Source organism: Kribbella yunnanensis (assembly GCF_039529655.1).
GTDB classification, from domain to species: domain Bacteria; phylum Actinomycetota; class Actinomycetes; order Propionibacteriales; family Kribbellaceae; genus Kribbella; species Kribbella yunnanensis.
In genome coordinates this window covers 1-22,756 of sequence record NZ_BAAANF010000010.1, presented here as the reverse complement: position 1 = coordinate 22,756, position 22,756 = coordinate 1, and the positions used below count along the sequence as shown (strand labels likewise).

The 22,756-nt window shown below is 67.6% G+C and carries 22 protein-coding genes and 1 tRNA gene; 12 read left to right on the top strand and 11 right to left on the bottom strand.

Annotation, left to right across the window (positions count from 1 at the left end):
• The first annotated feature begins 9 nt into the window (after positions 1 to 9).
• Positions 10 to 618, top strand: a complete 609-nt coding sequence (locus ABD231_RS15595) for a TetR/AcrR family transcriptional regulator (RefSeq protein WP_344151312.1) — start codon at positions 10 to 12, stop codon at positions 616 to 618.
• Here ABD231_RS15595 and ABD231_RS15590 read toward each other — a convergent pair.
• Positions 615 to 1,985 carry an FAD-binding oxidoreductase gene (locus ABD231_RS15590; RefSeq protein ID WP_344151309.1) on the bottom strand — a complete coding sequence of 457 codons (1,371 nt, stop codon included), beginning with the start codon at positions 1,983 to 1,985 and terminating at the stop codon, positions 615 to 617. The two genes, ABD231_RS15595 and ABD231_RS15590, sit on opposite strands and share 4 nt — an antisense overlap.
• Positions 1,986 to 2,095: 110 nt before the next feature.
• Here ABD231_RS15590 and ABD231_RS15585 point away from each other — a divergent pair, with 110 nt between their 5' ends.
• Complete coding sequence (locus ABD231_RS15585) at positions 2,096 to 3,331, top strand: lactate racemase domain-containing protein (RefSeq protein WP_344151306.1); 1,236 nt, start codon at positions 2,096 to 2,098, stop codon at positions 3,329 to 3,331.
• Positions 3,332 to 3,372: 41 nt separating this feature from the next.
• On the top strand, positions 3,373 to 4,824 hold the full coding sequence (locus tag ABD231_RS15580) for a flavin-containing monooxygenase (RefSeq protein WP_344151303.1): 1,452 nt from the start codon (positions 3,373 to 3,375) through the stop codon (positions 4,822 to 4,824).
• Positions 4,825 to 5,083: 259 nt separating this feature from the next.
• Here the strand turns inward: ABD231_RS15580 and ABD231_RS15575 are convergent, their stop codons facing one another.
• Complete coding sequence (locus ABD231_RS15575) at positions 5,084 to 6,457, bottom strand: cystathionine beta-synthase (RefSeq protein WP_344151300.1); 1,374 nt, start codon at positions 6,455 to 6,457, stop codon at positions 5,084 to 5,086.
• 77 nt (positions 6,458 to 6,534) lie between these two features.
• On the opposite strand from ABD231_RS15575, the gene ABD231_RS15570 reads away from it, so the two are divergent.
• The 3 genes from ABD231_RS15570 to ABD231_RS15560 all read left to right on the top strand — a co-directional run bounded on the left by ABD231_RS15570 (position 6,535) and on the right by ABD231_RS15560 (position 8,767).
• Positions 6,535 to 7,566: an SGNH/GDSL hydrolase family protein gene (locus tag ABD231_RS15570; RefSeq protein ID WP_344151296.1), complete on the top strand. Its 1,032-nt coding sequence runs from the start codon at positions 6,535 to 6,537 to the stop codon at positions 7,564 to 7,566.
• Positions 7,567 to 7,651: 85 nt separating this feature from the next.
• Positions 7,652 to 8,416 carry a beta-glucanase gene (gene bglS, locus ABD231_RS15565; protein WP_344151293.1) on the top strand — a complete coding sequence of 255 codons (765 nt, stop codon included), beginning with the start codon at positions 7,652 to 7,654 and terminating at the stop codon, positions 8,414 to 8,416.
• Positions 8,417 to 8,536: 120 nt separating this feature from the next.
• Entirely contained in the window at positions 8,537 to 8,767 is a 231-nt protein-coding gene (locus tag ABD231_RS15560; RefSeq protein ID WP_132404770.1) for a DUF4287 domain-containing protein, read from the top strand.
• Positions 8,768 to 8,848: 81 nt separating this feature from the next.
• Here the strand turns inward: ABD231_RS15560 and ABD231_RS15555 are convergent, their stop codons facing one another.
• The 3 genes from ABD231_RS15555 to ABD231_RS15545 all read right to left on the bottom strand — a co-directional run bounded on the left by ABD231_RS15555 (position 8,849) and on the right by ABD231_RS15545 (position 11,832).
• Positions 8,849 to 9,949, bottom strand: coding sequence for a VOC family protein (locus ABD231_RS15555; RefSeq protein ID WP_344151286.1), 1,101 nt, complete (start codon positions 9,947 to 9,949; stop codon positions 8,849 to 8,851).
• 107 nt (positions 9,950 to 10,056) lie between these two features.
• Entirely contained in the window at positions 10,057 to 10,887 is an 831-nt protein-coding gene (locus tag ABD231_RS15550; protein ID WP_344151283.1) for a Bax inhibitor-1/YccA family protein, read from the bottom strand.
• Positions 10,888 to 11,103: 216 nt separating this feature from the next.
• Positions 11,104 to 11,832 carry a DUF4118 domain-containing protein gene (locus tag ABD231_RS15545; protein WP_344151280.1) on the bottom strand — a complete coding sequence of 243 codons (729 nt, stop codon included), beginning with the start codon at positions 11,830 to 11,832 and terminating at the stop codon, positions 11,104 to 11,106.
• Between the two features lie 107 nt (positions 11,833 to 11,939).
• Here ABD231_RS15545 and ABD231_RS15540 point away from each other — a divergent pair, with 107 nt between their 5' ends.
• Positions 11,940 to 13,115, top strand: a complete 1,176-nt coding sequence (locus tag ABD231_RS15540) for a GNAT family N-acetyltransferase (protein WP_344151277.1) — start codon at positions 11,940 to 11,942, stop codon at positions 13,113 to 13,115.
• Positions 13,116 to 13,176: 61 nt separating this feature from the next.
• Here the strand turns inward: ABD231_RS15540 and ABD231_RS15535 are convergent, their stop codons facing one another.
• Complete coding sequence (locus tag ABD231_RS15535; protein ID WP_344151274.1) at positions 13,177 to 13,707, bottom strand: hypothetical protein; 531 nt, start codon at positions 13,705 to 13,707, stop codon at positions 13,177 to 13,179.
• 225 nt (positions 13,708 to 13,932) lie between these two features.
• Here ABD231_RS15535 and ABD231_RS15530 point away from each other — a divergent pair, with 225 nt between their 5' ends.
• Positions 13,933 to 15,240, top strand: coding sequence for an NAD(P)/FAD-dependent oxidoreductase (locus ABD231_RS15530; protein WP_344151271.1), 1,308 nt, complete (start codon positions 13,933 to 13,935; stop codon positions 15,238 to 15,240).
• 52 nt (positions 15,241 to 15,292) lie between these two features.
• Here the strand turns inward: ABD231_RS15530 and ABD231_RS15525 are convergent, their stop codons facing one another.
• The 5 genes from ABD231_RS15525 to ABD231_RS15505 form a co-directional block, all read right to left on the bottom strand.
• Complete coding sequence (locus tag ABD231_RS15525) at positions 15,293 to 15,994, bottom strand: hypothetical protein (protein ID WP_344151268.1); 702 nt, start codon at positions 15,992 to 15,994, stop codon at positions 15,293 to 15,295.
• Positions 15,966 to 16,355 carry a hypothetical protein gene (locus tag ABD231_RS15520; protein ID WP_344151265.1) on the bottom strand — a complete coding sequence of 130 codons (390 nt, stop codon included), beginning with the start codon at positions 16,353 to 16,355 and terminating at the stop codon, positions 15,966 to 15,968. Before ABD231_RS15520 ends, ABD231_RS15525 begins: the two co-directional genes overlap by 29 nt.
• Positions 16,356 to 16,433: 78 nt before the next feature.
• Positions 16,434 to 18,776, bottom strand: a complete 2,343-nt coding sequence (locus ABD231_RS15515; RefSeq protein WP_344151262.1) for a GH92 family glycosyl hydrolase — start codon at positions 18,774 to 18,776, stop codon at positions 16,434 to 16,436.
• A 65-nt stretch (positions 18,777 to 18,841) separates the two neighbouring features.
• Complete coding sequence (locus tag ABD231_RS15510; protein ID WP_344151259.1) at positions 18,842 to 19,498, bottom strand: response regulator; 657 nt, start codon at positions 19,496 to 19,498, stop codon at positions 18,842 to 18,844.
• Positions 19,495 to 20,601 carry a sensor histidine kinase gene (locus tag ABD231_RS15505; protein ID WP_344151256.1) on the bottom strand — a complete coding sequence of 369 codons (1,107 nt, stop codon included), beginning with the start codon at positions 20,599 to 20,601 and terminating at the stop codon, positions 19,495 to 19,497. The genes ABD231_RS15510 and ABD231_RS15505 overlap by 4 nt, the downstream gene beginning before the upstream one ends.
• 105 nt (positions 20,602 to 20,706) lie before the next feature.
• On the opposite strand from ABD231_RS15505, the gene ABD231_RS15500 reads away from it, so the two are divergent.
• The 4 genes from ABD231_RS15500 to ABD231_RS15485 all read left to right on the top strand — a co-directional run bounded on the left by ABD231_RS15500 (position 20,707) and on the right by ABD231_RS15485 (position 22,653).
• Positions 20,707 to 21,213, top strand: coding sequence for a glycine cleavage system transcriptional repressor (locus tag ABD231_RS15500; RefSeq protein WP_344151253.1), 507 nt, complete (start codon positions 20,707 to 20,709; stop codon positions 21,211 to 21,213).
• The gene (locus ABD231_RS15495; protein WP_344151250.1) at positions 21,210 to 21,776 is read left to right on the top strand and encodes a peptide deformylase; all 567 of its coding nucleotides are present in this window, start codon (positions 21,210 to 21,212) and stop codon (positions 21,774 to 21,776) included. Before ABD231_RS15500 ends, ABD231_RS15495 begins: the two co-directional genes overlap by 4 nt.
• Before the next feature lie 17 nt (positions 21,777 to 21,793).
• Positions 21,794 to 21,874: transfer RNA gene (locus tag ABD231_RS15490), tRNA-Leu, on the top strand.
• A 341-nt stretch (positions 21,875 to 22,215) separates the two neighbouring features.
• Complete coding sequence (locus tag ABD231_RS15485; protein ID WP_344151247.1) at positions 22,216 to 22,653, top strand: YybH family protein; 438 nt, start codon at positions 22,216 to 22,218, stop codon at positions 22,651 to 22,653.
• Positions 22,654 to 22,756 lie beyond the last annotated feature (103 nt).

Genomic DNA, 22,756 nt, shown 5'->3' with positions numbered 1-22,756 from the left:
ATGATTCCCATGACCGAGACCCGCCGCGGACGCCCGCGCTCCTTCGACCGCGACGCCGCGCTCGAACAGGCGCTGCTGACGTTCTGGGAGCGTGGGTACGACGCCACCTCGGTCAGCGATCTGACCGCGGCCCTCGGCATTGGAGCCCCGAGCCTGTACGCCGCCTTCGGGGACAAGCGGAGTCTGTTCAACGAGGTGATCACCCGCTACCAGGCGACCCACGGCGCGTTCACCACCCGTGCCCTCGAGGAGGAACCGACCGCCCGAGACGCGATCACCCGCATCCTCCGCGAGGCGGCCGCCGAGTACACGGCGACCGATCACGCCCCCGGTTGCCTGATCATCAGCGCGACCCAGAACACGATCCCCGCGTCGGCCGAAGTGGCCGAGCAGCTCCGCGCGATCCGGCAGCACAATCTCGAGGTGCTCCGCGACCACATCCAGGCCGACGTCGACTCCGGCGTACTGGCCGTCAGCACGGACGCGCAGGCCCTCGCGACCTACTTCGCGGCCACGATTCAAGGCATGTCGCAGCAGGCCCGCGACGGCGCGTCCCGCGCCCAGCTCCAGCAGGTCGCCGAGCTCGCGAACACAGTCTGGGACGCCGCGGCTGCTTAGCCAGGCTCGATGTTCTGGTTGAGGTGGAAGACGTTCCCGGGGTCGTACTCGCCCTTGACCCGAGACAACCGGCGATAGTTGTCCTCGCCGAAACCGGCGAGCACGCGGTTGCGCCCCTCGTTGCCGATGAAGTTCAGGTAGACGTAGCCGGTCGACCATTCCTCGAGGTCCGCGCACAAGCCGCGGGCCCAGCGAATCCCCCGCTCGTCGTCGGCCGGATCCGACCACAGACCGAACGGGTGCACCACCCAGTCCGCCTGCCGATGCGGCTGCGGCCAGCGCTCGGCAGCACGCCGTACGGCGCCTCCCCACGGCAGCACCGCCTGTTGCGACGGGGACGGGGCCGGCATGTCCGCGGATCGGCCGGCGAAGCGCCGGATCGCCTCATCGGGGAACGACGCCAGGTGTTCGGCCGACCAGTAGTTGCGGAACCCCGGAGGGTCGTCCAGCGCGGACTGGATGTCGGCGTACGGCATCTCGGCGACCATGACGCCCTCCGGCGACATCGCGAACAGCGGCCCGAGCGCCGCTCGCAACTCCGCCTCAGTGCCCGCATAGACCGCCCCGACACCGACGACCAACTGACCCTGCAGGTGCTCCGGGACGAAGTCCTCCGGCGGCCCGGTCAGGTAGATCACGCCACCACCGAGCTCCTCAGGCACACCCTTCTCGAACAGATCCCGGTACTCGCGCAGTACGTCGGGTCCCGCCGACGCCGGCCAGAGCAGGAGCGCCAGCGTCGCGGCGGGTAGCTGATGGAGGCGGAAGGTCAGCGCGGTCGCGACACCGAAGTTGCCACCGCCACCGTGCAGAGCCCAGAACAACTCGCTGTTCTTCGTCTCGTCCGCAATCACCAACTGCCCGTCCGCGGTGACGAGCTCGGCCGAGATCAGCGAGTCGGAGGCGAGCCCGAACTTCCGTTCCAGCCAGCCCGATCCACCACCGAGCGTCAGCCCGGCGACTCCGGTCGTCGACACCCGGCCGCCGGTCGTGGCCAGCAGGTATTTCTGCGTGGCACGGTCAAAGTCTCCCCAGGTCGCGCCACCACCGACTCGCGCGATCCGGGCGTCGGGATCGACCTGCACGCTGTTCATGCGGCGCAGGTCGACGACCAGTCCCCCTTCGGTGAGGGCCATCCCGGCCACCCCGTGTCCGCCGCCCCGGACGGCGATCTCCAGGCCGCGCTCAACGCCGTACCGGACCGCCGCCTGGACATCGGCGGCCGATTCGCACTGTGCGATCATCCCCGGCCGCTTGTCGATCATGCTGTTGAAGATCGCCCGGGCCTCGTCGTACTGCGGGTCACCGTCGCGCAGGACCACCCCGCCGAACCCCTGCGGTCTCCACCCCTCGATTGTCTCGGACATGCTGCATCTCCCCTTTGCGCACTCCCCCAGGTGATCATTCGATCGTGCGTCGCCGAACCGGCGCGGTCAACGACTCCGCGCTTACCTGCCGATGACGCGATCACACCTGCATGGGTAGGGTCGTCGACGTGATCATCGGCGGAGCAGGTCAGGTTCTCAGCGAGGACGAGGTGACGGCCTTCGTCGGCGACGCCTTGTCCGGCGCCGGCCTGGAGGGTCGCAGCGTCTGCGTGATCGTGCCGGATGCGACCCGCAGCTGCCCACTCCCGCTGCTGATCCGTGCGGTTCACCAGGCCCTGCATGGGAAAGTCAGCAAGCTCACCATCTTGATTGCCCTCGGCACCCATGCCGAGATGACACCCGACGAGCTCCGCAAACACCTCGGCGCCGAGTACGACGGCGTCCTCAACCACGAGTGGTGGAAGCCGGAAACCTTCGTCGGCCTCGGCTCCATCAGTGCCGACCGCGTTCGCGAGATCTCCGGCGGCCTGCTGAACGACGAGGTCCCGGTTCGGCTCAACCGAGCGGTCGTCGAGCACGACGTGGCTCTGGTCGTCGGCCCGGTCTTCCCGCACGAGGTGGTCGGCTTCTCCGGCGGCAACAAGTACTTCTTCCCCGGTGTCGCCGGCCAGGAGGTCATCGACGTCTCACACTGGCTCGGCGCCCTGATCACCAGTGCGAGCATCATCGGCACCCTCGGCGTCACGCCGGTGCGCGCCCTCATCAACGAGGCGGCCGCACTGATCCCCGCCGAGAAGCTCGCGCTCGCCGTGGTCGCTCAGTCCGGCACGAACGCGCTGCACGCCATCGCCTTCGGCAACACCATCGAGGCCTGGCAAGCAGCCGCCGAGGTGTCCGCCCAGACCCACGTCACCTACCTCGACCACCCGGTACGCCGGGTCGTGTCGGTGATGCCCGCGAAGTACGCCGACATCTGGACCGCGGCCAAGGGCTTCTACAAACTCGAGCCCGTGGTCGCCGACGGCGGCGAGGTCATCCTCTATGCGCCACACGTCACGCAGATCGCCGCCATGCATCCGGAGATCGAGGAGATCGGCTACCACTGTCGCGACTACTTCGTCGGCCAGTGGGAGAAGTTCCGCGATATCCACTGGGGCGTCCTCGCACACTCGACCCACCTCCGCGGCGCCGGCACCTGGGACCCCATCACCGGCGAACACCTCCGCGTCAAAGTCACCCTCGCCACCGGCATCCCCGAGGAAGTCGTCCGCCGGGCCAACCTCAACTACCTGGACCCGGCCACCGTCGACCTGGCCGAATACAACGCCGACCCCGACACCCTCGTCGTACCGAATGCCGGCGAAGTCCTCCACCGCCTGAAATAGACGGTTCCCAGAGCGGTGACTCACCGGTAACCTCGGGGCCTATGACAGAGGTCGTGATCATCGGGTCCGGGTTCGCCGGTTTGTGCATGGGGATCAAGCTGCGTCAGGCCGGGTGCGAGGACTTCGTCATCCTCGAGAAGGCCGATCGCCTCGGCGGCACCTGGCGGGACAACACGTATCCCGGGTGCGCGTGCGACATCCCGTCGTACCTCTACTCGTACTCCTTCGAGCAGAACCCGCGCTGGACCAGGATGTTCGCGCCCTGGCACGAGATCCTCGAGTACCTCGAGTTCTGCGCCGACAAGTACGGCGTCGCGGACAAGATCCGGTACGGCGCGGAGGTCACCGAGGCGGCGTTCGACGAGACCACCGGCCGGTGGACCGTCACGGTCAACGGCGACGAGACGATCGAAACCCAGGCCCTGGTGACCGGGGTCGGCGGTCTGCACGAACCCAAGATGCCCGACCTCCCAGGCCTCGACTCGTTCGCCGGTACGTCGTTCCACACGGCGCACTGGGATCACAACCACGACCTCACCGGTCGTCGCGTGGCCGCGATCGGCACTGGCGCTTCGGCGGTTCAGTACGTGCCGCAGATCGCCCCGCAGGTCGAGCAGTTGGATGTGTACCAACGGACCGCCGCATGGATCACGCCGAAACCGGACCGCGAGATCGGACCGCGGGAGCGGCGGTTGCACGCCGCGTTCCCGGCCGGGCAGCGACTCATCCGGAACACGATCTACTGGGCCCTGGAAGCTCGCGGCGCCGGCTTCGCGGCCAACCCGAAGTTGATGAAAGTCCTTGAGATGCAGGCGAAACAGCATCTGCGCAAGCAGGTGCCGGACCCTGATCTGCGCGCCCGGCTGACCCCGGACTACCAGATCGGCTGCAAGCGGATGATGGTCTCGAACGACTACTACCCGGCCTTCAACCGGTCCAACGTCGACCTCGTCACCACGCCGATCACGCGCATCACGCCGACCGGCATCGTGACCGCCGACGGGATCGAGCGGCCCTGCGACACGATCGTGTTCGGCACCGGATTCTCGGTGATGGGGAGCCTGACCCGGATGCCGATCCTCGGCAAGGACGGCACCGACCTCGGCGAGCACTGGAAGCGCGAGGGCATCGGCGCCCACCTCGGCATCACGGTCGCCGGCTACCCGAACCTGTTCCTGCTGATCGGGCCGAACACCAATACCGGCCACTCCTCCGCGGTCTTCATGATCGAGGCGCAGGTCCGCTACGTCATGCAGGCGCTCGACCTGCTCCGGCGCCGCAAAGCGACGTACGTCGAGGTCCGCGAGGAGGCCCAGCAGAAGTTCGTCGACGGCATCCAGGACGAACTCAAGGGCACGGTCTGGGACGCCGGCTGTCAGAGCTGGTACCTGGACGCGACCGGGCGGAACTCAGGCATCTGGCCGGACTTCACGGTGTCCTACTGGCGCCGTACCCGGAAGCTCGACCCAGCGGACTTCGTGCTGGTCAAGTAAGGGGCACCCGCACTCCTGAAGGATGACTACCCAGGGTCGCGTGTACGACCTTGGGATGAAGGCAAGACCATGCCGGTGGCCGATGTCTGAAGCCCCACGCTGAAGGAACCTTGAGATATGGAAATCCTTCAGATCGCGGGAGCAGCAGCCGTCGTCATCGGCATCGTCGTCATGGCCCTGCTCGCCATCGTGCCTACGGTCGTAGACCGTTAAGTCTTTCCCTACTGGGGCTCTACAAATTTTGCCCCTCCGGGGAAGGTCAGTCGGCGGACAAGTGGACCAGCAGGTCCTGCCGGGTCAGAACGCCCACCGGCTTGCCGTCGTCCAGCACCATCAGGGCGTCCCGACCCTCGAGCAGCTCGACCGCCTTCGTGACGGCCTCGCCGGCCCCCAGGGACGGCAACGCCGGGTCCATGTGCAGCTCGACCATGTCGGCCAGCCGCGCCTTGCCGGAGTACAACGCGTCCATCAGCGTCCGCTCCGACACCGCGCCGGCGACCTCGGCAGCCATCACCGGTGGTTCCGCGCGGACCACCGGCATCTGGGAGACGCCGTACTCGCGCAGAATCGCGACCGCTTCGGCGATCGTCTCGTGCGGGTGGGTGTGCACCAGCGGCGGCAGGCTGCCGTCCTTGCCGGCCAGCACGTCACCGAGCGTGGTGCCCTGCCGGGCCCCCGCGAGGAACCCGTACTGCGCGAGCCAGTCGTCGTTGAAGACCTTCGTCAGGTAGCCACGGCCGCCATCCGGCAGCAGTACGACGATCACCGCCTCGGGGTCGTTGAGTTCGTGCGCGAGCCGGATCGCCGCGGCGGCCGCCATACCGGCTGAGCCGCCGACCAGCATCGCCTCTTCGCGCGCCAGCCGCCGGGTGAGCGCGAACGAGTCCGCATCCGAGACCTCGATGATCCGGTCGCAGATGTCCCGGTCGTACGTCTCGGGCCAGAAGTCCTCACCGACACCCTCGACCAGGTACGGCCGGCCGGTGCCACCGGAGTAGACCGATCCCTCGGGGTCGGCGCCGATGATCTGGACGCGACCGTTCGAGACCTCCTTGAGGTAGCGGCCGGTGCCGGTGATCGTGCCGCCGGTGCCCACACCCGCCACGAAGTGGGTGATCTTCCCCTCGGTCTGCTCCCAGAGCTCGGGACCGGTCGTCTCGTAGTGCGAGCGCGGGTTGTTCTGGTTGGCGTACTGGTTGGGCTTCCAGGCGCCCTCGATCTCACGGACCAGGCGGTCGGAGACGTTGTAGTACGAGTCCGGGTGCTCCGGCGCGACTGCGGTCGGGCAGACCACGACCTCGGCGCCGTACGCCTTGAGCACGTTGCGCTTGTCCTCGCTCACCTTGTCCGGGCAGACGAAGACGCACTTGTAGCCCTTCTGCTGGGCAACCATCGCGAGCCCGACGCCGGTGTTTCCGGAGGTCGGCTCGACGATCGTGCCGCCCGGCTTGAGCTCGCCGGAGGCCTCCGCGGCCTCGATCATCCGGACCGCGATCCGGTCCTTCACCGAGCCGCCCGGGTTGAAGTACTCGACCTTGGCCAGGACCAGCGGTGTGGCCCCGTCCGTGGTCTTGCCCAGCTTCACGAGCGGGGTGTTGCCGACGAGGTCCAGGAGAGATTCTGCGTAGCGCACACTCTCACTGTAGTGATTGTCGTGTCGTTTCCCCTATTTCCCTTGCTTGTGCGTGACAGCGTGTAATCCTTGTACCTATGAGTAAAGGCAAAGCCAGGGCGGCCAAGAGGCTCGCCCAGGCCGCAGCCTTCGGGGGCGGGGGACTCGGACTCATCGGTGCCACGTTGTACGGCGTACTGACCGCAGAGGCCGAGTACGTGAAGCGCGTGATCGGCCCGATGCGCTACTACCCCACTCCGGGGAGCGGTCTGTACGGCAGATACCCAGGATTACCGATCACGTTCGCCATGCTCGGCGACTCCAGCGCAGCCGGTTACGGCACTGACACCCCGGACGAGACGCCCGGGGTGATCCTTGCTTCGGGGCTGACCGACCTGGCCGAGCGCCCGGTCCGGCTGGTCGACGTCTCCAAGACCGGCGCCAAGTCGACCGACCTGGCCCAGCAGGTCGACGCCGCGCTCCAGGCCGGCCCGCATGTCGCAGTCATCCTGATCGGGGTGAACGACGTGAAGGCACAGATGTCGCCGTCGGTCTCGGTCCGCTTGCTCACCGCGGCAGTACGGCGGTTGCGCGCGGCGAACTGTGAGGTCATCGTCGGCACCTGTCCGGATCTCGGCGTGGTGCGCCCACTCGTGCCGCCGCTGCGGCAGTTCGCCCGCGCGTGGAGTCTCCGGCTCGCCGCGGCCCAGACCATCGCCGTGGTCGAGGCCGGCGGGCGGACGGTCTCGCTGGGCTCACTGCTCGGACCGGCCTTCAAGTCCGACCCGACGATGTGGGGCCGGGACAACTTCCACCCCTCCGCCATCGGGTACGCCGCTGCCTCGGCCGCGCTACTGCCATCCGTGGCGGCCGCGATGGGGGTCGGCCCGGAGTCGTTCGTGCACCCCGAGTCGTTCCGGGGCGAGGCGATCCTGCCGATCGCGGAGGCCGCCGTACAGGCTGCTCGCACGGCCGGCACCGAGGTCGCCGCGACCGAGGTGGCTGGGCGCGAGCGCGGACCGCGCGGCCGTTGGGCCGAGCTGCGGCACCGTCGTCGGCACCCGAAGGCCGAGGTCGACCGGGTCGAGCCGGAGACCGCGGCTGAATCCGAGTCTTTGATCAACATCTGAATCAAGTTCCGGAACCGGCAGCCGGTTGACTGGGAGCGCTTCCAAACACACGATCGGAGCCCGCCCCACCGCTCCGGAGGTCACCATGACCAGGTTCCGCCCCGCCCTGCTCGTCCTTGCCGCACTCACGCTGCTGGGTGGCGTCCTGACGCCGACCGGCAGTCAGGCCGCCACCACCGCGATCGGCGGCAGTTTCGTCGACAACTTGGACGGGTTCAACACCGGCCGCTGGCACAAAGCCGACGGCTGGAGCAATGGCTCGATGTTCAACGTTGGCTGGCGGGCCGACCATGTCTGGTTCAGCGGCGGGGTGATGGGCCTCAACCTGGACACCGCGTCCTGCCCCGGCGGGTGTTCGGGGAAGCCGTATGCGTCCGGCGAGTACCGCACCAACGACCTCTTCTCGTACGGGCGCTTCGAGACCCGTCTCAAGGCGGTCAAAGCGTCCGGCACGGTGACGTCGTTCTTCACCTACACGGGTCCGAGCGACAACCAGCCCTGGGACGAGATCGACGTCGAGATCCTCGGCAAGAACACGACCCAGCTGCAGACCAACTACTTCACCAACGGCGTCGGCGGGCACGAGAAGATCATCAACCTGGGCTTCGACGCCGCAGCCGGCTATCACGATTATGCGATCGAATGGTGGAACCAGGGCACGATCAACTGGTTCGTCGACGGTCGGCTGGTGCACCAGGAGAACGGGTCCCGCGGGGCCCTGCCGACCCGGCCGATGCGGGTGATGCTGAACCTCTGGCCGGGCATCGGTGTTGATGGCTGGCTGGGTCCGTTCAACTACACAGGCCAACTGACCGCGACGTACGACTCGGTGCGCTACACGAAGTACTGAAACTGGGGTCTCCTGAAACCGGCCACTGAAATGGGACAGACATGAAGAACCTCTTGCCTGTAGGCGTCCTCGTGGTGCACAGTCGATAGCAACGCGGTACCCCGATAACGGGAGGCAACGATGGGCTTGAACCACTCCGAGGAAACGCACCAGCGTTTGGTGGAGAAGGTGCCCAGATGCACCGGACGCGGAATGACCGAGTGGTTCCAGCTGATGAACGACGGACCGTCGTTCCTGCGCTTCGACGACAGAGTGCGATGGCTCTCCAGCGAGTACGAACTCGCGCACGGGCACGCAACCGCCATCGTCCATGAGTACGACCTCGTCAAAGCACACCGGCGAATGGGCTGACAGCCGAACAGGAGAAGAGATTTCGGAGGGCCTGCCCCTACAGGTGGAGGGGCGGGCCCTTCCTGTTCTACACAGCCTGTTCTACAAGGGCTTTCGAGCTATCAGGTCGAGTTCGTTGCCTTCGGGATCGGTGAGTGAGCAACGATCCGGTAGTTCATTGCGGATCGTCCCACCGGCCTGGACCGCTTGCTCGATGCGCTGTGGCAACTGGTCGGGCGCGATGTCGAGTTCGAGCCGGATGCGGTTGCGCTGCTCCCGCCTTTCGGACTCGGTTGGGTCCAAATGCTGGAAGATGAAGCCTGGGTTGAGACCCCGCGGATCGTAGCTGTCACCGACCTCGAACCGCTTGTCGCGCGTGTAGCCGAGAGCCGTTGTCCAGAACGCCTGAACCGCCGGTACGTCGACCGCGTCGAGCCCCAGTTGCACGAACCGCAACTCGTCGGTTTTCGCAGTCAGACCGAGGTCTCGAGCGGCACTCTGGATCCGCGTCGCCAGCTCGACGAACGCTTCTCCAGCTTCTTCCCACTTGTCCTTGCCGTGGTCGATGACCACGCCGTCGGCCCGGATGTCCAGCATCAACGGACTGCCAGCCGCATCAGCAAGCTGCGCAACGGCCGTCACCAACTGAACCGACTGCGTTGCCGAGGTCGTCGGATAGAAAGTCATTGCTGCAAACAACGTCTGCCAGTCGTCGGCGGTTGGCGCGAGCGAATCGCCCGGGACAAGATCCACCTCGTTGCCTTCGCTATCGGCCAGCATCACACCCCACGGTCCCGCCGGCTCACGATCTCCCCGCACCGCCTCAACCACCGCGCTCGGCCGTACGACGTCCACGTGGAACCGATTCCGCAGCGGCCGCACGTCGTCAGTCGGCAGCACGATCACGTCCGGACCCCGGCGCAACGGATCCACCAGCCGCCCACCCCCGGCCACGCGATAACCAAACGCCGTACCCCAAAACTCTTGTACGGCGGCCGTGTCCACCGCGTCGAACACAATCCGCAACTCCTGCAGCGCGCTGGAATCACCTGCTTCACCTGGAGCCGGTCGGACTCGGAGACCGTTTGGCCGCAGGTCGATGTCCGGCAGGGGCCCGACCTCGGCCAGTCGCCTCACCACCGCGGCTCCAGCGCTCAGCGACGGCGCGTCGTACCACGCTCCCAGCCCTGCTGCTTTGTCCATCTCCGCACCCTAGAACTCATTCCGGACGGTTCCCGTCCGGTGGCCGGAAACGGCCGAAGGGCCGGCTCCTCGCGGAACCGGCCCTTCGGGTTGTCGTGCGGGTGTGACTAGTCGCCGCCACGCAGGATGGCGAGGATGCGCAGCATGTTCCAGTACAGCCAGACCAGCGTGACGGTCAGGCCGAAGGCAGCGCGCCAGGCCTCGTTCTGCGGGGCGCCGGCGCGGACGCCCTGCTCCACCATGTCGAAGTCGAGGATCAGGTTGAAGACCGCCAGCCCGACACCGAGCGCCGCGAACAGCAGCCCCAGCGGGCCCATCCCGCTGATCCCGGTGGTGATCCCGAAGAACCCGAGCACGAGGTTGACCAGCAGCACGCCGGCGAAGCCCATCGTCGCGAGGATGACCATCTTCTGGAACCGCGGTGTCACCTTGATCGCGAAGTACTTGTACGCCGCCAGCGTCAGGCCCGCCGTCACCAGCGTGGCCAGGATCGCCTGCGCGACGATGCTCGCGTCGCCGCGGGCGAACACGTTGACGATGACCTTGCTACCGACACCGAGGAAGACACCCTCGAGCGCCGCATAGACCATCACCAGCGCCGGGTTGATCCGGCGCGAGAACGACAGCACCATCGCCACCGCGAAGGCCAGCAACGCGCCACCGAGGAAGGCCGGCAACACCAAACGGTCCGGGACCGCGATCCAGGCGGCGGCGCCGGTCGCGGCGACAACACCCAGCGTGATCGCCGTCTTGACGATGACATCGTCCAGCGTCATGGGGCGGCTGCCGGCCGGTGCACCCTGGTACTGCTGGGGCGGCACACCCGGTCCGCCGTACTGACCGGGCTGCTGACCGTACGGAGCGGCCCCCGGATAAGCCTGGCCATGGCCAGGCGCAAACGCACTCGACCGGTTCAGGACCGGGTTACTGCTCTGCATGACATTCCTCCTGGTGACCCACATCCGGGGCCGTATCGAAATACTACGGTCCCACCCTTAACAACATCTGAGAATCCACCCCTCGTTCCCCAACCGAAACCCAACCCACCAACGATTTCAATCGGCCACCGATGGAAACGGCTTGGCGTCGTACCTGTATGGGCAGGTACGACGCTTGCCGGCGGCCACCCGGGACGTGGTGCTCCCGCAGGCCGGTCAGTGGGGTTGGGTGGTGAGGGCGGCGGCTACCTGGTCGGCGAGGGCTACGGCTACTCGGCGTTGGTCCAGGTCGGGGCGGGCGATGTGGGTGGCGGCGGTGAGGAGGAAGCGGCCTCGGATGCGGCCGGCGTGCTGGACGGGGAGTTCGATCTCGGCGTTCGTGGGGAGGCCGTCGCGTTCTACCTTGAGGATGTGACTGCCGCGGGTGACTGTGCCGTCGGGGTTCAGCTGCGGTGCCGACGTTCGGTTGTTTCCGGCAACGAACTTCACGCCGTCGATCCCCAGTACGACGGTCAGTTCCGCGCGGACGTGGTCGATCAGGTCTTGCGTCGAACCACCTGTGGCCACGGCCTGGGAGGTCGTGATCACGCCGTCCAGGTAGCCGCGGTGGCGGGAGGCGCGGGCTTGTTGCCGACGGCCCCAGATGGCGATCTCGCTGACGGCGACACCGATGACCACCAGCAGGATCGTGGTTTCGATGTCATCCCTGCTGTCGATGGTGAATCGGTTGTACGGAACGGTCAGGAAGAAGTCGAACCACACCGCACTCGAAACGGCCGCGAGCACCCCGGCCGACCGCTGCCCAAACGCGGCGACGCCGACGATCACCACGGCCAGCACCAAGGCGGCGTTCGCATTGTCGAAGCTGTCGCGCAGCAACGCGAGCAGAGCACACACCGCCGGTGGGACCACCAGCCCGATTGCGAGCACACGGTTGCGATTCACAATCCCATTGACCCTCGCGACCCCACCCCCGATCAACCCTTCTCACAAACGTCTATCAGCCGTAATCCAGTGGCCACCGAAGCCTCCGCGTCCTACCGTGCTGAGCTATGCACACCCTGCGCCCGGCCACCCTCGACGACGTCGACTTCTTGCTGGATGTCTCCATCGAGGCATCTCGCGATCAGGGCCGCCTGCCGGCGGCAGCCGACGAACCAGGCTGGCGCGAGGGCTACCTCGACCTGGCCCGCCGGCAGATCTCCGACGGCCCGTCGACCACCAGCGTCATCGAGCTCGACGGCCGCCCGGTCGGCCGTCTTCGCGTCACTCGGGAGGCGGCCCGGATCGAACTGAACGGCATCCAGCTGGATCCGTCGGTGCAGGGCCGCGGCATCGGTACGGCGATCATCCGGCAACTGCAGCAGGAAGCGGCCGACCGCGGCGTACCACTCGATCTCGGTGTCGAACGCGACAACCCGAACGCCCGTCGTCTCTACGACCGCCTCGGCTTCCTGCAGTACGCCGAAGACGACCGCGAGGACAAACTCCGCTGGCGCCACGACATCTGGACGACCGAGCTCGCCACGACCTACGACACCCCCGGCATCGGCATGTTCGCCGACGACGTCCTCGGCCCGACCACCGCCCGCCTGGCCGAACTAGCCGCCGGCGGACGTGCCCTGGAACTAGCGATCGGGACCGGCCGAGTCGCCGTACCGCTGGCTGCCCGTGGCGTCCCCGTCAGCGGCATCGAGCTCTCCCCGCCGATGATCGAGCAGCTCCGGACCAAGGCCGACGAGGCCACCATCCCGGTCACCATCGGCGACATGTCCGCCGTCCGCGTGCCGGGCGAGTTCTCCCTTGTCTACCTGGTCTTCAACACGATCTCGAACCTGCTCACCCAGGAAGAACAGGTCGCCTGCTTCCGCAACGCCGCCCGCCACCTCACCCCCGGCGGCCACTTCGTCATCGAACTCTGGGTCCCCGAACTCCGCCGCCTCCCACCCGGCACCCCCGCCACGGTAGGCATCGCCGACCCGAACTACATCCTCCTGGACACGTACGACGTACTGAACCAGCACGTCGTCTCGCACCACTTCCGCTTCGCCGACGACGGCTACGAGGCCACCCTCTCCCGCACCCCCCATCGCTACATCTGGCCCGCCGAACTGGACCTGATGGCCCAACTAGCCGGATTCACCCTCGAATCCCGCCACGCCGACTGGTCCGGCACCGAGTTCACCGCCGACTCCCCCTCGCACGTCTCGGTCTACCGCCTCACCTGATTGCCGGACCGCCCCCACTCACCAACCTCCGTTTCACCCACTTCTGAAGCGCACGCTACGCTCAGCGGACCGCCCCACGACAGGTTGGTGAGTGTCTGGGGTCCGCCCACCAAGGCCAAAGCACGGCCAGCACCTCCGGATCGTCGCCCGGGGACACGACGACCACCGCCTCGAGGCCGTCGTCGAACACGACCAGCGGGCCGGCCACCGCCGCTAACGCAGTCGCGGCCACCAGCGCTGCCCGTCCCGACGGCTTGCGGAACGAGACGCAGTCAACAGCCTGATCAGGCCGGAGGTCCTCGTCGGAATCCTCCACCTGCAGACCGACCTCCCCGAGGTCCAGCCCGTCTTCCGAAGCGCAGTCCCCAGGCGCAGGACAGGTGGGCAGCCCATGGCCGGGCACCCGGAACCACGCATCACCGTGGCAGCCGGCCTCGCGCAGGACGCGGACCACCTCAGCGACGGTCGGCAGCTCCCGTGCATCGGGCGGCGCATCCGGCAGTCCGTACGAGAACGACGCCTCGGCCGCCCACTCCAGTCCGCCGTCCGCGGCCACGAGATGCAATGGCGACACCATCAGAGTCCAGCTCATGCCGATCATCGTGCCATCGGGCGCGGGCATCTTGCGGTTGGGTGACGGGTGGGCGGATAGCTGGGCGGTGGGTGGGAACCGGGTGACGATAGGCCCATGGGTGGTCACTCCAGCGAGGGATTCCGGTGGGTGAGATCACTCCCCAGAGGGTTTGTGAAAGTTTTCACGAACGGATAACCTGAAGTAGACATGAAGTCGTAGAGCCACTCAGGGAGAGTGAACCGCATGACAGCCCAGGTGCCGCACATCCTCGTCGTCGGAGGCGGTTACGTCGGGATGTACACCGCGTACGGACTGCGTCGCGCGGCCAGGAAAGGCAAGATCCGGGTGACCGTGGTGGACCCGCGGTCGGTGATGACTTATCAGCCGTTCCTGCCGGAGGCAGCGGCTGGTTCGGTGGAGCCGCGGCACGTGGTGGTGCCGTTGCGTAAGACGCTCAAGGGGTGCCGGGTGGTGACCGGGCGGGTGACCGGGATCGACCACGCACACAAGGTCGCGAAGGTGATGCCCGAGGAGGGCCCGGAGTACGAGTTGGCCTACGACCAGGTCGTGGTCGCGCTCGGCTCGATCGCCCGCACGCTGCCGATCCCGGGGCTGGCCGAGGAGGCGACCGGGTTCAAGAACGTCGAAGAGGCGATCGCGCTGCGCAACAAGGTGCTGGACCGCCTGGACGTGGCGAGCTCGCAGCCCGACCCCACGCTGCGCACGTCGGCGCTGACCTTCGTCTTCGTCGGTGGTGGGTACGCCGGTGTCGAGGCGTTCGCGGAGCTCGAGGACATGGCCCGGTACGCCACCCGGTACTACGACAACATCAAGCCCGAGGACATGCGCTGGGTCCTCGTCGAGGCGACCAACCGGATCCTGCCCGAGGTGGGCCCGGATCTCGGCAAGTACACGGTCGACCAGCTGCGCAAGCGGAACATGGACATCAAGCTGGAGACCCGGCTGGAGTCCTGCGAGAAGGGCCGCGTGGTCCTCAGTGACGGCGAGGAGTTCGACGCCGACACGATCGTCTGGACCGCCGGTGTGAAGGCGAACCCGGCGCTGGCCGCCACGGACTTCCCGCTCGACGAGAAGGGCCGGGTCAAGTGCCTCGCCAACCTGCGGATCGAGGGTGTCACCGACGCCTGGTCCGCAGGCGACAACGCCGCCGTACCGGACCTGACCTCGGACAGCGGCGCGTACTGCGCACCCAACGCCCAGCACGCGGTTCGGCAGGCCAACCGGCTCGCCGCGAACATCCTCCGCACAGTCGACGGCAAGCCGCCGCAGGACTACGAGCACAAGTACGTCGGCTCGGTCGCCAGCCTCGGCCTGCACAAGGGCGTGGCGCAGTTGTTCGGCGTCAAGGTGAAGGGCTGGCCGGCCTGGTTCGTGCACCGCACGTACCACGTCTCCCGCGTCCCCACCTTCAACCGCAAGGCCCGCGTCATCCTCGACTGGACCCTGGCCCTGTTCTTCCGCCGCGAGGTCACCTCGCTCGGAACCCTTCAGGCCCCCCGCGAAGAGTTCCGCCGCGCAACGCAGTCCTAGCAAACCGCGAAGCAACCGGCCGGTCGCCCCGGCCGGTCGCTACTGCAGTGGCTCAGAGCTTGATGACAGCGATGCCGTCGATGGCGGCCGGCGCCGTACCGACTGACACGAGCTTGACGTCGCCGGTGCGCTGCACACCGGCGGGGAGGTAGGTGATCTTCCGGTACTCCGTGGCTGGGGCGGCCAAGGACACCCGGCCGAGCTTCACCCCTGCGTGATAGACGTCCACGGTGCCCTGGCCGGGGCCGTGCGTGGCGACGAGGGCGATCTGCTTGCCGATCTGACCGGTCTTGACGAGGGCGGCGCCGTTCGACTTCAGCGTGCTGACGGTGCCGCGGTAGCCCATCGGCTCGAGCACCCTGCTGACGGTTCCGGTCGAGGTGAACGAGCGGTCGTCCCACGGCGCGAGGACGCAGGTCTCGGGCGTCCAGCCCGACACGTTGCCGGCCCAGTCCCGGCCGCGCGCTGACACGCACCGGTCCACGCCAGGGACGGAGTCCCAGAAGAAGTCGCTCTTGCGCTGGTCGTGCCAGTAGTCCGGGTACACCCACGGGCCGCGAGGCTTCCCGGGGACCAGATCCCGGTAGGCGACGTCCACAGTGTCCTCGTGGGCACTGTCGTCGTCGAACCAGACGCGCCAGAACGCATCGATCGACACCCGGCCGCTCGTGTAGCCGCCGATGTACACCGGCGGGGTTCCGTCCCAGACAGAGCAGGTCGAGTACTCACTCCACGCGCTCTCGTTGCCAGTCACATCTCGGGCTCGCACCTGGAAGCAGGTCTCGGTACCACGCTCGGCGGTGTGGGTGACGGTGGTGGCGGTCGTCTTCTGCCACTCCGCGGGGAGGACCCATTCGCCGTACTCCTGCTGGCCGAGCTTCCTCCTGGTAGCGCACGTCGTAGTCGGCGAGCCCGCTGCCCGGCTCTTCCTCGGTCCCCGGGTCCTTGAACGCGTACTTCAGCGTCACACTGGCCGCATTCCGGAAGAACGCGCCGGCATCGGCACTGACCTGCACCGGAGCGGTGACATCGTCCGCTGCGCTTGCTGCTGGTGCGGCCAAGGTCAGTACGGCGCACGTGCCGGCGGCCATGACTGCCGCGATTCGTGACTTCATCGGGCCCTCCCCTTCTCCGGGCCGCAGCCTAGGTCCGGGGAAGGCGACTTGCCCGACCTTTGCGCCGACGCGCAAAGGTCAGCGGTCGATCGGGGCCGTGCCCCAGGTGGTCGGGGTGTCGACCAGCTGTACGGCGATACGCCCGCCGCGCGTGACGAACGATTCCGGCAACCAGGACTCGGTTCGCGGATGTCCGTTCAGGGCCAGCGATTCGACGTACTGGTTGGAGTCTGAGGTGGCTGGTGCTTCCACAGTGATCCGTACGCCGTTGCTGCGGCGGAGCTCGACTTTCGGGAAGAGCGGGCTGCCGACGAGGAGCTCGGCGCGGCCGGGGGTCTGCGGGAAGAGGCCGATCGCCGCGAAGATGTACCAGGCCGAGAGGGTGCCGAGATCGTCGTTGCCGGGGAGGCCGGCCGGGCCGGTGCCGTAGACGGTGTCGACGATCTCGCGGGTGGTGGCTTGGGTCTTCCAGGCGACGCCGAGGCCGTTGTAGAGCCAAGGCGTGTGCAGACCGGGCTCGTTGGTCGGGTCGTAGCGGAGCGCGCTGCCGCCCTTGACCGCCCAGTTGCCCTGCTCGTCGTGGAAGAAGGCGTCGAGCCGCTCGACAGCCTTGCCGTCCATCTGCGCGGCCAGACCGGAGACGTCTTGCGGGACCATCCAGGTGTACGTCGCACTCGAGCCCTGCGCGAAGCCGGTCTGGGTCGATGGGGTGAAGTTGGGCTCCCAGGTGCCATCCGCGCGGCGTGCTCGCTGGTAGCCGACTGCGGGGTCGAAGGTGTTCTTCCACCAGCTACCGCGGTCTTTCAGATCCGGTGCGCTCGTTCCGAGCCGCTGTGCCCACTGGGCGAGGGAGTAGTCGGCGAGGGAGTTTTCGAGGGTTTCGGCGGCGCCGCCCCAGCAGTGGCAGGCGTCCTGGGGTGCGTACTGGTGCGCCAGGTAGGTGTTGAGGGCTGGGCGTTGGCCGGTGCATTGCCCTGGGCAACCACCGTCTAGCTCGGCGTCAGGGTTCTGCGTGCGGGCCTGGCGAGCCAATGATTCAAACGCACCTTGTACGTCGAAGTTGCGCACGCCCATCGCGGCGAACGTGGCCAGTGTGGGCGCGGCCGGGTCGCCGGTCATCACATGGGTCGGGCCGTTGTTGTGCAGCCAGCGATCCCAGATACCCTTGTTTTGCTGGGCAAACTGATACATCGACTGGGCGAAGTCGCCCGCGACATCGGGTTTGAGGAGGGCGAGCAACTGGATCTGCGCCCGGTACTGATCCCACCCGGAGAACGTTCCGTACTGCGCCTTCTGACCGCGCGCGAGGCGGTGAATCTTCAGATCGCTGCCCAGGTAGCGTCCGTCGACGTCGTTGAAGATGTTCGGCTGCAAAAGCACGTGATAGAGCGCGGTGTAGAACGTGGTCCGCTGCGCATCGGTCCCGCCGGTCACCTTGATCGCCTGCAGTTCGCGCCGCCAGTCGTCGTACCCGTCGGCTGCCAGCTGAGCGACGGTCGCGTTGCGCCGTACCTCGGTCCGGAGGTTCTGCTCGGCACCGGCCAGGCTCACGTATGAGATCCCCAACTGCATCCGTACCTTGGCGCCCGACGCGAATGTCACGTAGCCGCCCGAACCACGCCCGGCGCGGTCAGCACCGGTCGCGTAGCCCTCGCCGCCGGTAGTGTGCGTGCTGCCCGCGGCCAGATCTCCGTTCTTCCAGGTGCCGTTGGCAACGATCGGCTGGTCGAACGAGGCGGTGAAGTACAGCCGGTAGTAGGTCTTGCGGTTGTTCACTCCCCCGTTGGCCCGGCGGCCGCAGAACGCGCCGGTCAGCACGGATCCGGCCACCTTGCGACCACTCGGGTCGATGGTGATCTCCGCATCCTCGCTGCCGTTCAGAGAGTTCGACGTACGGAAGAGCAGGTTCGCGGCCTGGTCGGCCGGGAAGGTGAACTCGCCGACACCCGCCCGCGTGGTCACGGCCAGGTCGGTCTTGACGCCGGAATCCAGCGTGACCGTGTAACGGCCCGGGACGGCCTTTTCGTTCGCGTGGCTGAAGTTCGTGGCGTACTTCGCATCCTTCGTGTCCGCCGTCGGCGACGAGTCGACCGCCCCGACGTACGGCAGGATCGGGATGTCACCGGCCGCACCGGGATTACAGCCGGCGCCGCTTAGGTGGGTCAGGCTGAACCCGCGGACGCGCGTCACGTCGTACTGGTAGCCGTTCGCCGCGCCGGTGCTGGTCTGGTCGCCGCGCGTACTCGTCGGGCTCCACGAGATCATCCCGAACGGCCGGACCGCGCCCGGCCACGTCGTACCGTCCCGCAGCGAGCCGATCAGCGGATCGACGTACGCGGCCGGGTCGTACGGCGCCTTCGCCGAAGCGGGTACGGCAGGGATTAGCAGAGCGAGTGCGAGACCAGTTGCGACCAAGCGCATGGAGGAGCCTCCCGTTGGCGGACGGACGTTCCAACGATAGAAGGCGCAGATGGCCGGTAGGTGTCCTACTCGTGGAGCAGGCCCGCATCGTGGACCAGGAGGGCGATCTGCACGCGGTTGTTCAGATCGAGTTTGGTGAGAATCCGCGAGACGTGGGTTTTGACCGTCGGCACGCTCAGATAGAGGGTCGCGCTGATCTCCGCGTTCGACTTCCCCTCGCCGACCGCGACGGCGATCTCGCGCTCCCGCTCGTTCAATCCGGCCAGCCGGTTGACGGCTTTCGTCTTGCGCTGATCCTGACCCGACGCTGCGACCCGGGTGATCAGTCGCTTGGCGACGGCCGGCGACAACACCGGCTGCCCGCCGGCAACCCGCCGTACCGACTCGACGATCTCGGCCGGTGGGGTGTCCTTCAGCACGAATCCGGCGGCCCCGGCTCTGAGCGCGCGCAGGACGTGCTCGTCGGCGTCGAACGTGGTGAGGATGATGATCTCCGGCGCGCCCGGCCTCCGGCGTACCGTCTCGGTCGCTGTCAGGCCGTCGGTGTTCGGCATCCGGATGTCCATCAGTACGACGTCCGGCGCGAGCCGCTCGATCAGCCCGGTGACGCCGGTCCCGTCGCCGGCCTCGCCGACCACGCGGATGTCCGGCGCACCACCCAGCATCAGCTTCAGGCCGGCGCGCAGCAGCGGATCGTCGTCGACGATGAGTACCCGGATCATGGCGGCCACGGTAGCCAGGCGGACAGCCGGAACTCGCCGTCGGGGGTGCGGCCGTGTTCGAGCCGGCCCTCGACCAGGGCCGCGCGCTCGGCCAACCCGAGCAGCCCTTGGCCGTCGCCACGCCGCCGGTCCGGCGCCGGGTTGCGGACCTCGACCGTCAAGCCGTTGCCCGGGGCACCGTTCATCGCGATCGTGACTCGCTCCCCCGGTGCGTGTTTCATCGCGTTGGTGAGACCTTCCTGGACGATCCGGTACGCCGTACGTCCGATGTGATCGGGGAGCGCGCCGACCACGTCCTGCTGGAGCTCGACCGGTACGCCGGCCGCCTGGGACGCCTCGACCAGCGCCGGGAGGTCCGCGAAGCTGGGCTGAGGCAGCTCGCCGACGGGAGCCCGCAGTACGCCGATCACCTCACGCAGATCCTGCAGCGCTTGATGGGCGCTCGCCCGGATCACCTCGGCCGCATCGGCGACCTCCTCGGTGGACGCATCCGGCCGATAGGCCAGCGCTCCCGCGTGCACGCTCAGCAACGACAACCGATGCCCCAGTACGTCGTGCATCTCGCGCGCAATCTCCTCGCGGGCCCGGAGCTGGCCCTGTTCCGCCTGCAGTCGGGCCACCATCTCGGCCCGGTCGGCGCGGTCCCGCAGCGTCTGCAGAAGCTGCCGCCGGGACCGGATGTACAGCCCCCAGCCCGCGGTCGCGATGTAGATCGCGATCGCCGCGACCGCCACCGCGGGCCCGTCGGCCTGCTGTTTGACCTGCAGGTAGGCCGCCAGCGACAGCGCGTTCACCGCGAACACCAGCAGCGTGGTCCGCAGCCGTCGGTAGACCGCCACGGACAGGATCAGGATCAGGGTCGGCCCGCTGGCCACCTCGGAGAACACCGACACCGCCGAGGCGAGCAAGGCCAGCTGCACCGGCCAGCGGCGGCGGAACCACAGCGTCAGGCTCAGCGCCAGGCCCAGGCACACGTCCAGCACTCGCATGCCCTCGGACGCTTTGGCGCTGTCGTCGAAGATGAGCAGGCCGAGGACGATCGCGAACACGAAGACGACGCTGTCCACGATCCAGTCGCGTGGGCTGCGCCGAGGCTGTTCCATGAACCTGACGGTACCGGTGGGAAACCGCCCGCCGGCACGTTCCGGGCTGTCCGGATACCGAAGTCGGTGTGATCTCCTCCTTTGGTTGACGGTAGGTTCCCGGGCATGAGCCAGCTCGCAGTCACCGTCATTGGCCCGGACCGCCCGGGCATCATCGCGGACGTCACCGAGGCCCTCGCCGGTACCGGCGTCAACCTCGAGGACTCCACGATGACGCTCCTGCGCGGTCACTTCGCGATGATGATCGTCTGCTCCGGCTCCCTCGACGAGGTCGTCGCCGCCGTGGAACCACTCCGCGGTGAGCTCGTCATCACAGTCCGCGCCATGGGCCCGGAACACGAGCACGCCGCGATCGGACCGTCGTACCTGCTGAGCGTCCACGGCGCCGACCGCCCCGGCATCGTCGCCGCCGTCACCCGAATGGTCGCAGCGGTCGGCGGCACCATCACCGACCTGGCCACCCGCCTGAGCGGCGACCTGTACGTCCTGACCGCCGAGGTCGAGCTACCGGTCACCGCCGACCTCGAGACCCTGGAGCGCGCCCTCGAGATCACCGCCGAGGAGCTCGGCGTCGGCGTCACCCTCAGCCCGGCGGAGAGCGACGACCTGTGAGCGTCGCGCACCTCAACCAGACCCTCGCCAGCTGGAGCCCCGCCCAGCTAGGCCTAGTCGGCGACATCCTCGAAGTAGTCCGCGCCCCCCACCCGGTCCTCGCCACCCCCGGCGCAGCGGTCGACCCCCTAGACCCGGTCATGATCGCCCTAGCCGCCGACCTCGTCGCCACCATGCGCGTCTCCCCCGGCTGCGTCGGCCTCGCCGCCCCTCAAGTCGGCATCTCCGCCCAGATGTTCGCCCTCGACGTCACCGGCCACCCCAAAACCCGCACCTGCCACGGCGTCTTCGTCCTCTGCAACGCCGTGGTGGTTGAAGCCTCCCGCCAGGAAAAAGCCCGCGAAGGCTGCATGTCCGTCCCCGACTTCACCGGCGACGTCAAACGCGCCACCCGCCTCGCGGTCACCGGCATCCTCCCCGGAACCACCGACCAGGTCACCATCACCACCGACGCCTTCGAAGCCCGAGCCCTCCAGCACGAAATCGACCACTGCAACGGCAAACTCTTCCTCGACCGAGTAGCCGGAGCGCACGCCGTACACCCCCGCAAGGTCTACAAATAACGTACTCTCGACCCCGCGCCCGGGTGGCGGAACGGCAGACGCAGCGAGCTTAAACCTCGCAGCCGAAAGGCGTACGGGTTCGAATCCCGTCCCGGGCACCTGTACGACGATCAACCCCGCGTGCTCCGCAGCCGCTACCTTCGTCGCTCCGCTCCTCAACGCGCCTGCTCCGCGCGCACCCCACCCACCCCGGCTAATCGCCGTCCTCCCCCTGCGGGCTGCCGCCCGCACCCCGTGCTGCCGCGCGACCGACCCCGCTGTGGCGGGCCGGTGCGCACAGGCTGAGCTCTGACGCGGATTCTGACGAACAGGCAACCTCGACCCATTCTGCGGAGGGTTGCCAGGCGTATGTGCGCGGGGAAACATGGGATGCCCACCGCTGTGCCGAGACAACGCCCCGGCCACAATCTCTGGGCGAGTACGAGCCCTGGAGGCGAGTATGAGTGACCTCGACGACTTCCTGACGCCGACGTTGGCCCGTCAGATGGAGGCGGAGCGGGCGCTGATCGACGGCGACGCGAGTCTGCGCGTGGAGCTGACTGCGAGGCAGGACCCGGTGACTGTCTTCGGGGCGAAAGTGCCTGTTCGACAGGGATGGAAGGAGATCAGCGAGGTCCTGACCTGGCTGGCGGGGCGGTGGTCCGACTCCACGGATTACCGGTTCGAGGTTGTTGCGGCGGACGTCAGTGGGGACCTGGCGTACATCGTCGGGTTCGAGCACATCGCCAACTCGGTCGTCGGGGTGCCGGTTGAGCCGTATACGTTGCGCGTCACGCATATCTTTCGCCGCGAGGAGGGCGAGTGGAGGATCACCCACCGGCACGCGGACTACGTCCCGATCGACCAGACCCTCCCTGGTGAAAGCCAGCACAAGTGAGTGTGAGGAGTGTGTTGTCGAGTGCGACCTCCGTGCCGTTGTACATCGCTTGGGTTCAGGTGGTCGTTGCAACACCTTGATTGTGGAGGTGTTGTTGATGTCT

Excerpts from the sequence above, each read along its gene's own strand:
- ABD231_RS15500 (WP_344151253.1), top strand. The coding sequence starts at position 20,707 with ATGAGCCAGCTCGCAGTCACCGTCATTGGCCCGGACCGCCCGGGCATC.
- ABD231_RS15510 (WP_344151259.1), bottom strand. The coding sequence starts at position 19,498 with ATGATCCGGGTACTCATCGTCGACGACGATCCGCTGCTGCGCGCCGGC.
- ABD231_RS15585 (WP_344151306.1), top strand. The coding sequence starts at position 2,096 with ATGGGTAGGGTCGTCGACGTGATCATCGGCGGAGCAGGTCAGGTTCTC.
- bglS (WP_344151293.1), top strand. The coding sequence starts at position 7,652 with ATGACCAGGTTCCGCCCCGCCCTGCTCGTCCTTGCCGCACTCACGCTG.
- ABD231_RS15595 (WP_344151312.1), top strand. The coding sequence starts at position 10 with ATGACCGAGACCCGCCGCGGACGCCCGCGCTCCTTCGACCGCGACGCC.
- ABD231_RS15520 (WP_344151265.1), bottom strand. The coding sequence starts at position 16,355 with ATGAAGTCACGAATCGCGGCAGTCATGGCCGCCGGCACGTGCGCCGTA.
- ABD231_RS15560 (WP_132404770.1), top strand. The coding sequence starts at position 8,537 with ATGGGCTTGAACCACTCCGAGGAAACGCACCAGCGTTTGGTGGAGAAG.
- ABD231_RS15570 (WP_344151296.1), top strand. The coding sequence starts at position 6,535 with ATGAGTAAAGGCAAAGCCAGGGCGGCCAAGAGGCTCGCCCAGGCCGCA.
- ABD231_RS15535 (WP_344151274.1), bottom strand. The coding sequence starts at position 13,707 with ATGAGCTGGACTCTGATGGTGTCGCCATTGCATCTCGTGGCCGCGGAC.
- ABD231_RS15505 (WP_344151256.1), bottom strand. The coding sequence starts at position 20,601 with ATGGAACAGCCTCGGCGCAGCCCACGCGACTGGATCGTGGACAGCGTC.
- ABD231_RS15580 (WP_344151303.1), top strand. The coding sequence starts at position 3,373 with ATGACAGAGGTCGTGATCATCGGGTCCGGGTTCGCCGGTTTGTGCATG.
- ABD231_RS15515 (WP_344151262.1), bottom strand. The coding sequence starts at position 18,776 with ATGCGCTTGGTCGCAACTGGTCTCGCACTCGCTCTGCTAATCCCTGCC.
- ABD231_RS15540 (WP_344151277.1), top strand. The coding sequence starts at position 11,940 with ATGCACACCCTGCGCCCGGCCACCCTCGACGACGTCGACTTCTTGCTG.
- ABD231_RS15555 (WP_344151286.1), bottom strand. The coding sequence starts at position 9,949 with ATGGACAAAGCAGCAGGGCTGGGAGCGTGGTACGACGCGCCGTCGCTG.
- ABD231_RS15590 (WP_344151309.1), bottom strand. The coding sequence starts at position 1,985 with ATGTCCGAGACAATCGAGGGGTGGAGACCGCAGGGGTTCGGCGGGGTG.
- ABD231_RS15485 (WP_344151247.1), top strand. The coding sequence starts at position 22,216 with ATGAGTGACCTCGACGACTTCCTGACGCCGACGTTGGCCCGTCAGATG.
- ABD231_RS15530 (WP_344151271.1), top strand. The coding sequence starts at position 13,933 with ATGACAGCCCAGGTGCCGCACATCCTCGTCGTCGGAGGCGGTTACGTC.
- ABD231_RS15550 (WP_344151283.1), bottom strand. The coding sequence starts at position 10,887 with ATGCAGAGCAGTAACCCGGTCCTGAACCGGTCGAGTGCGTTTGCGCCT.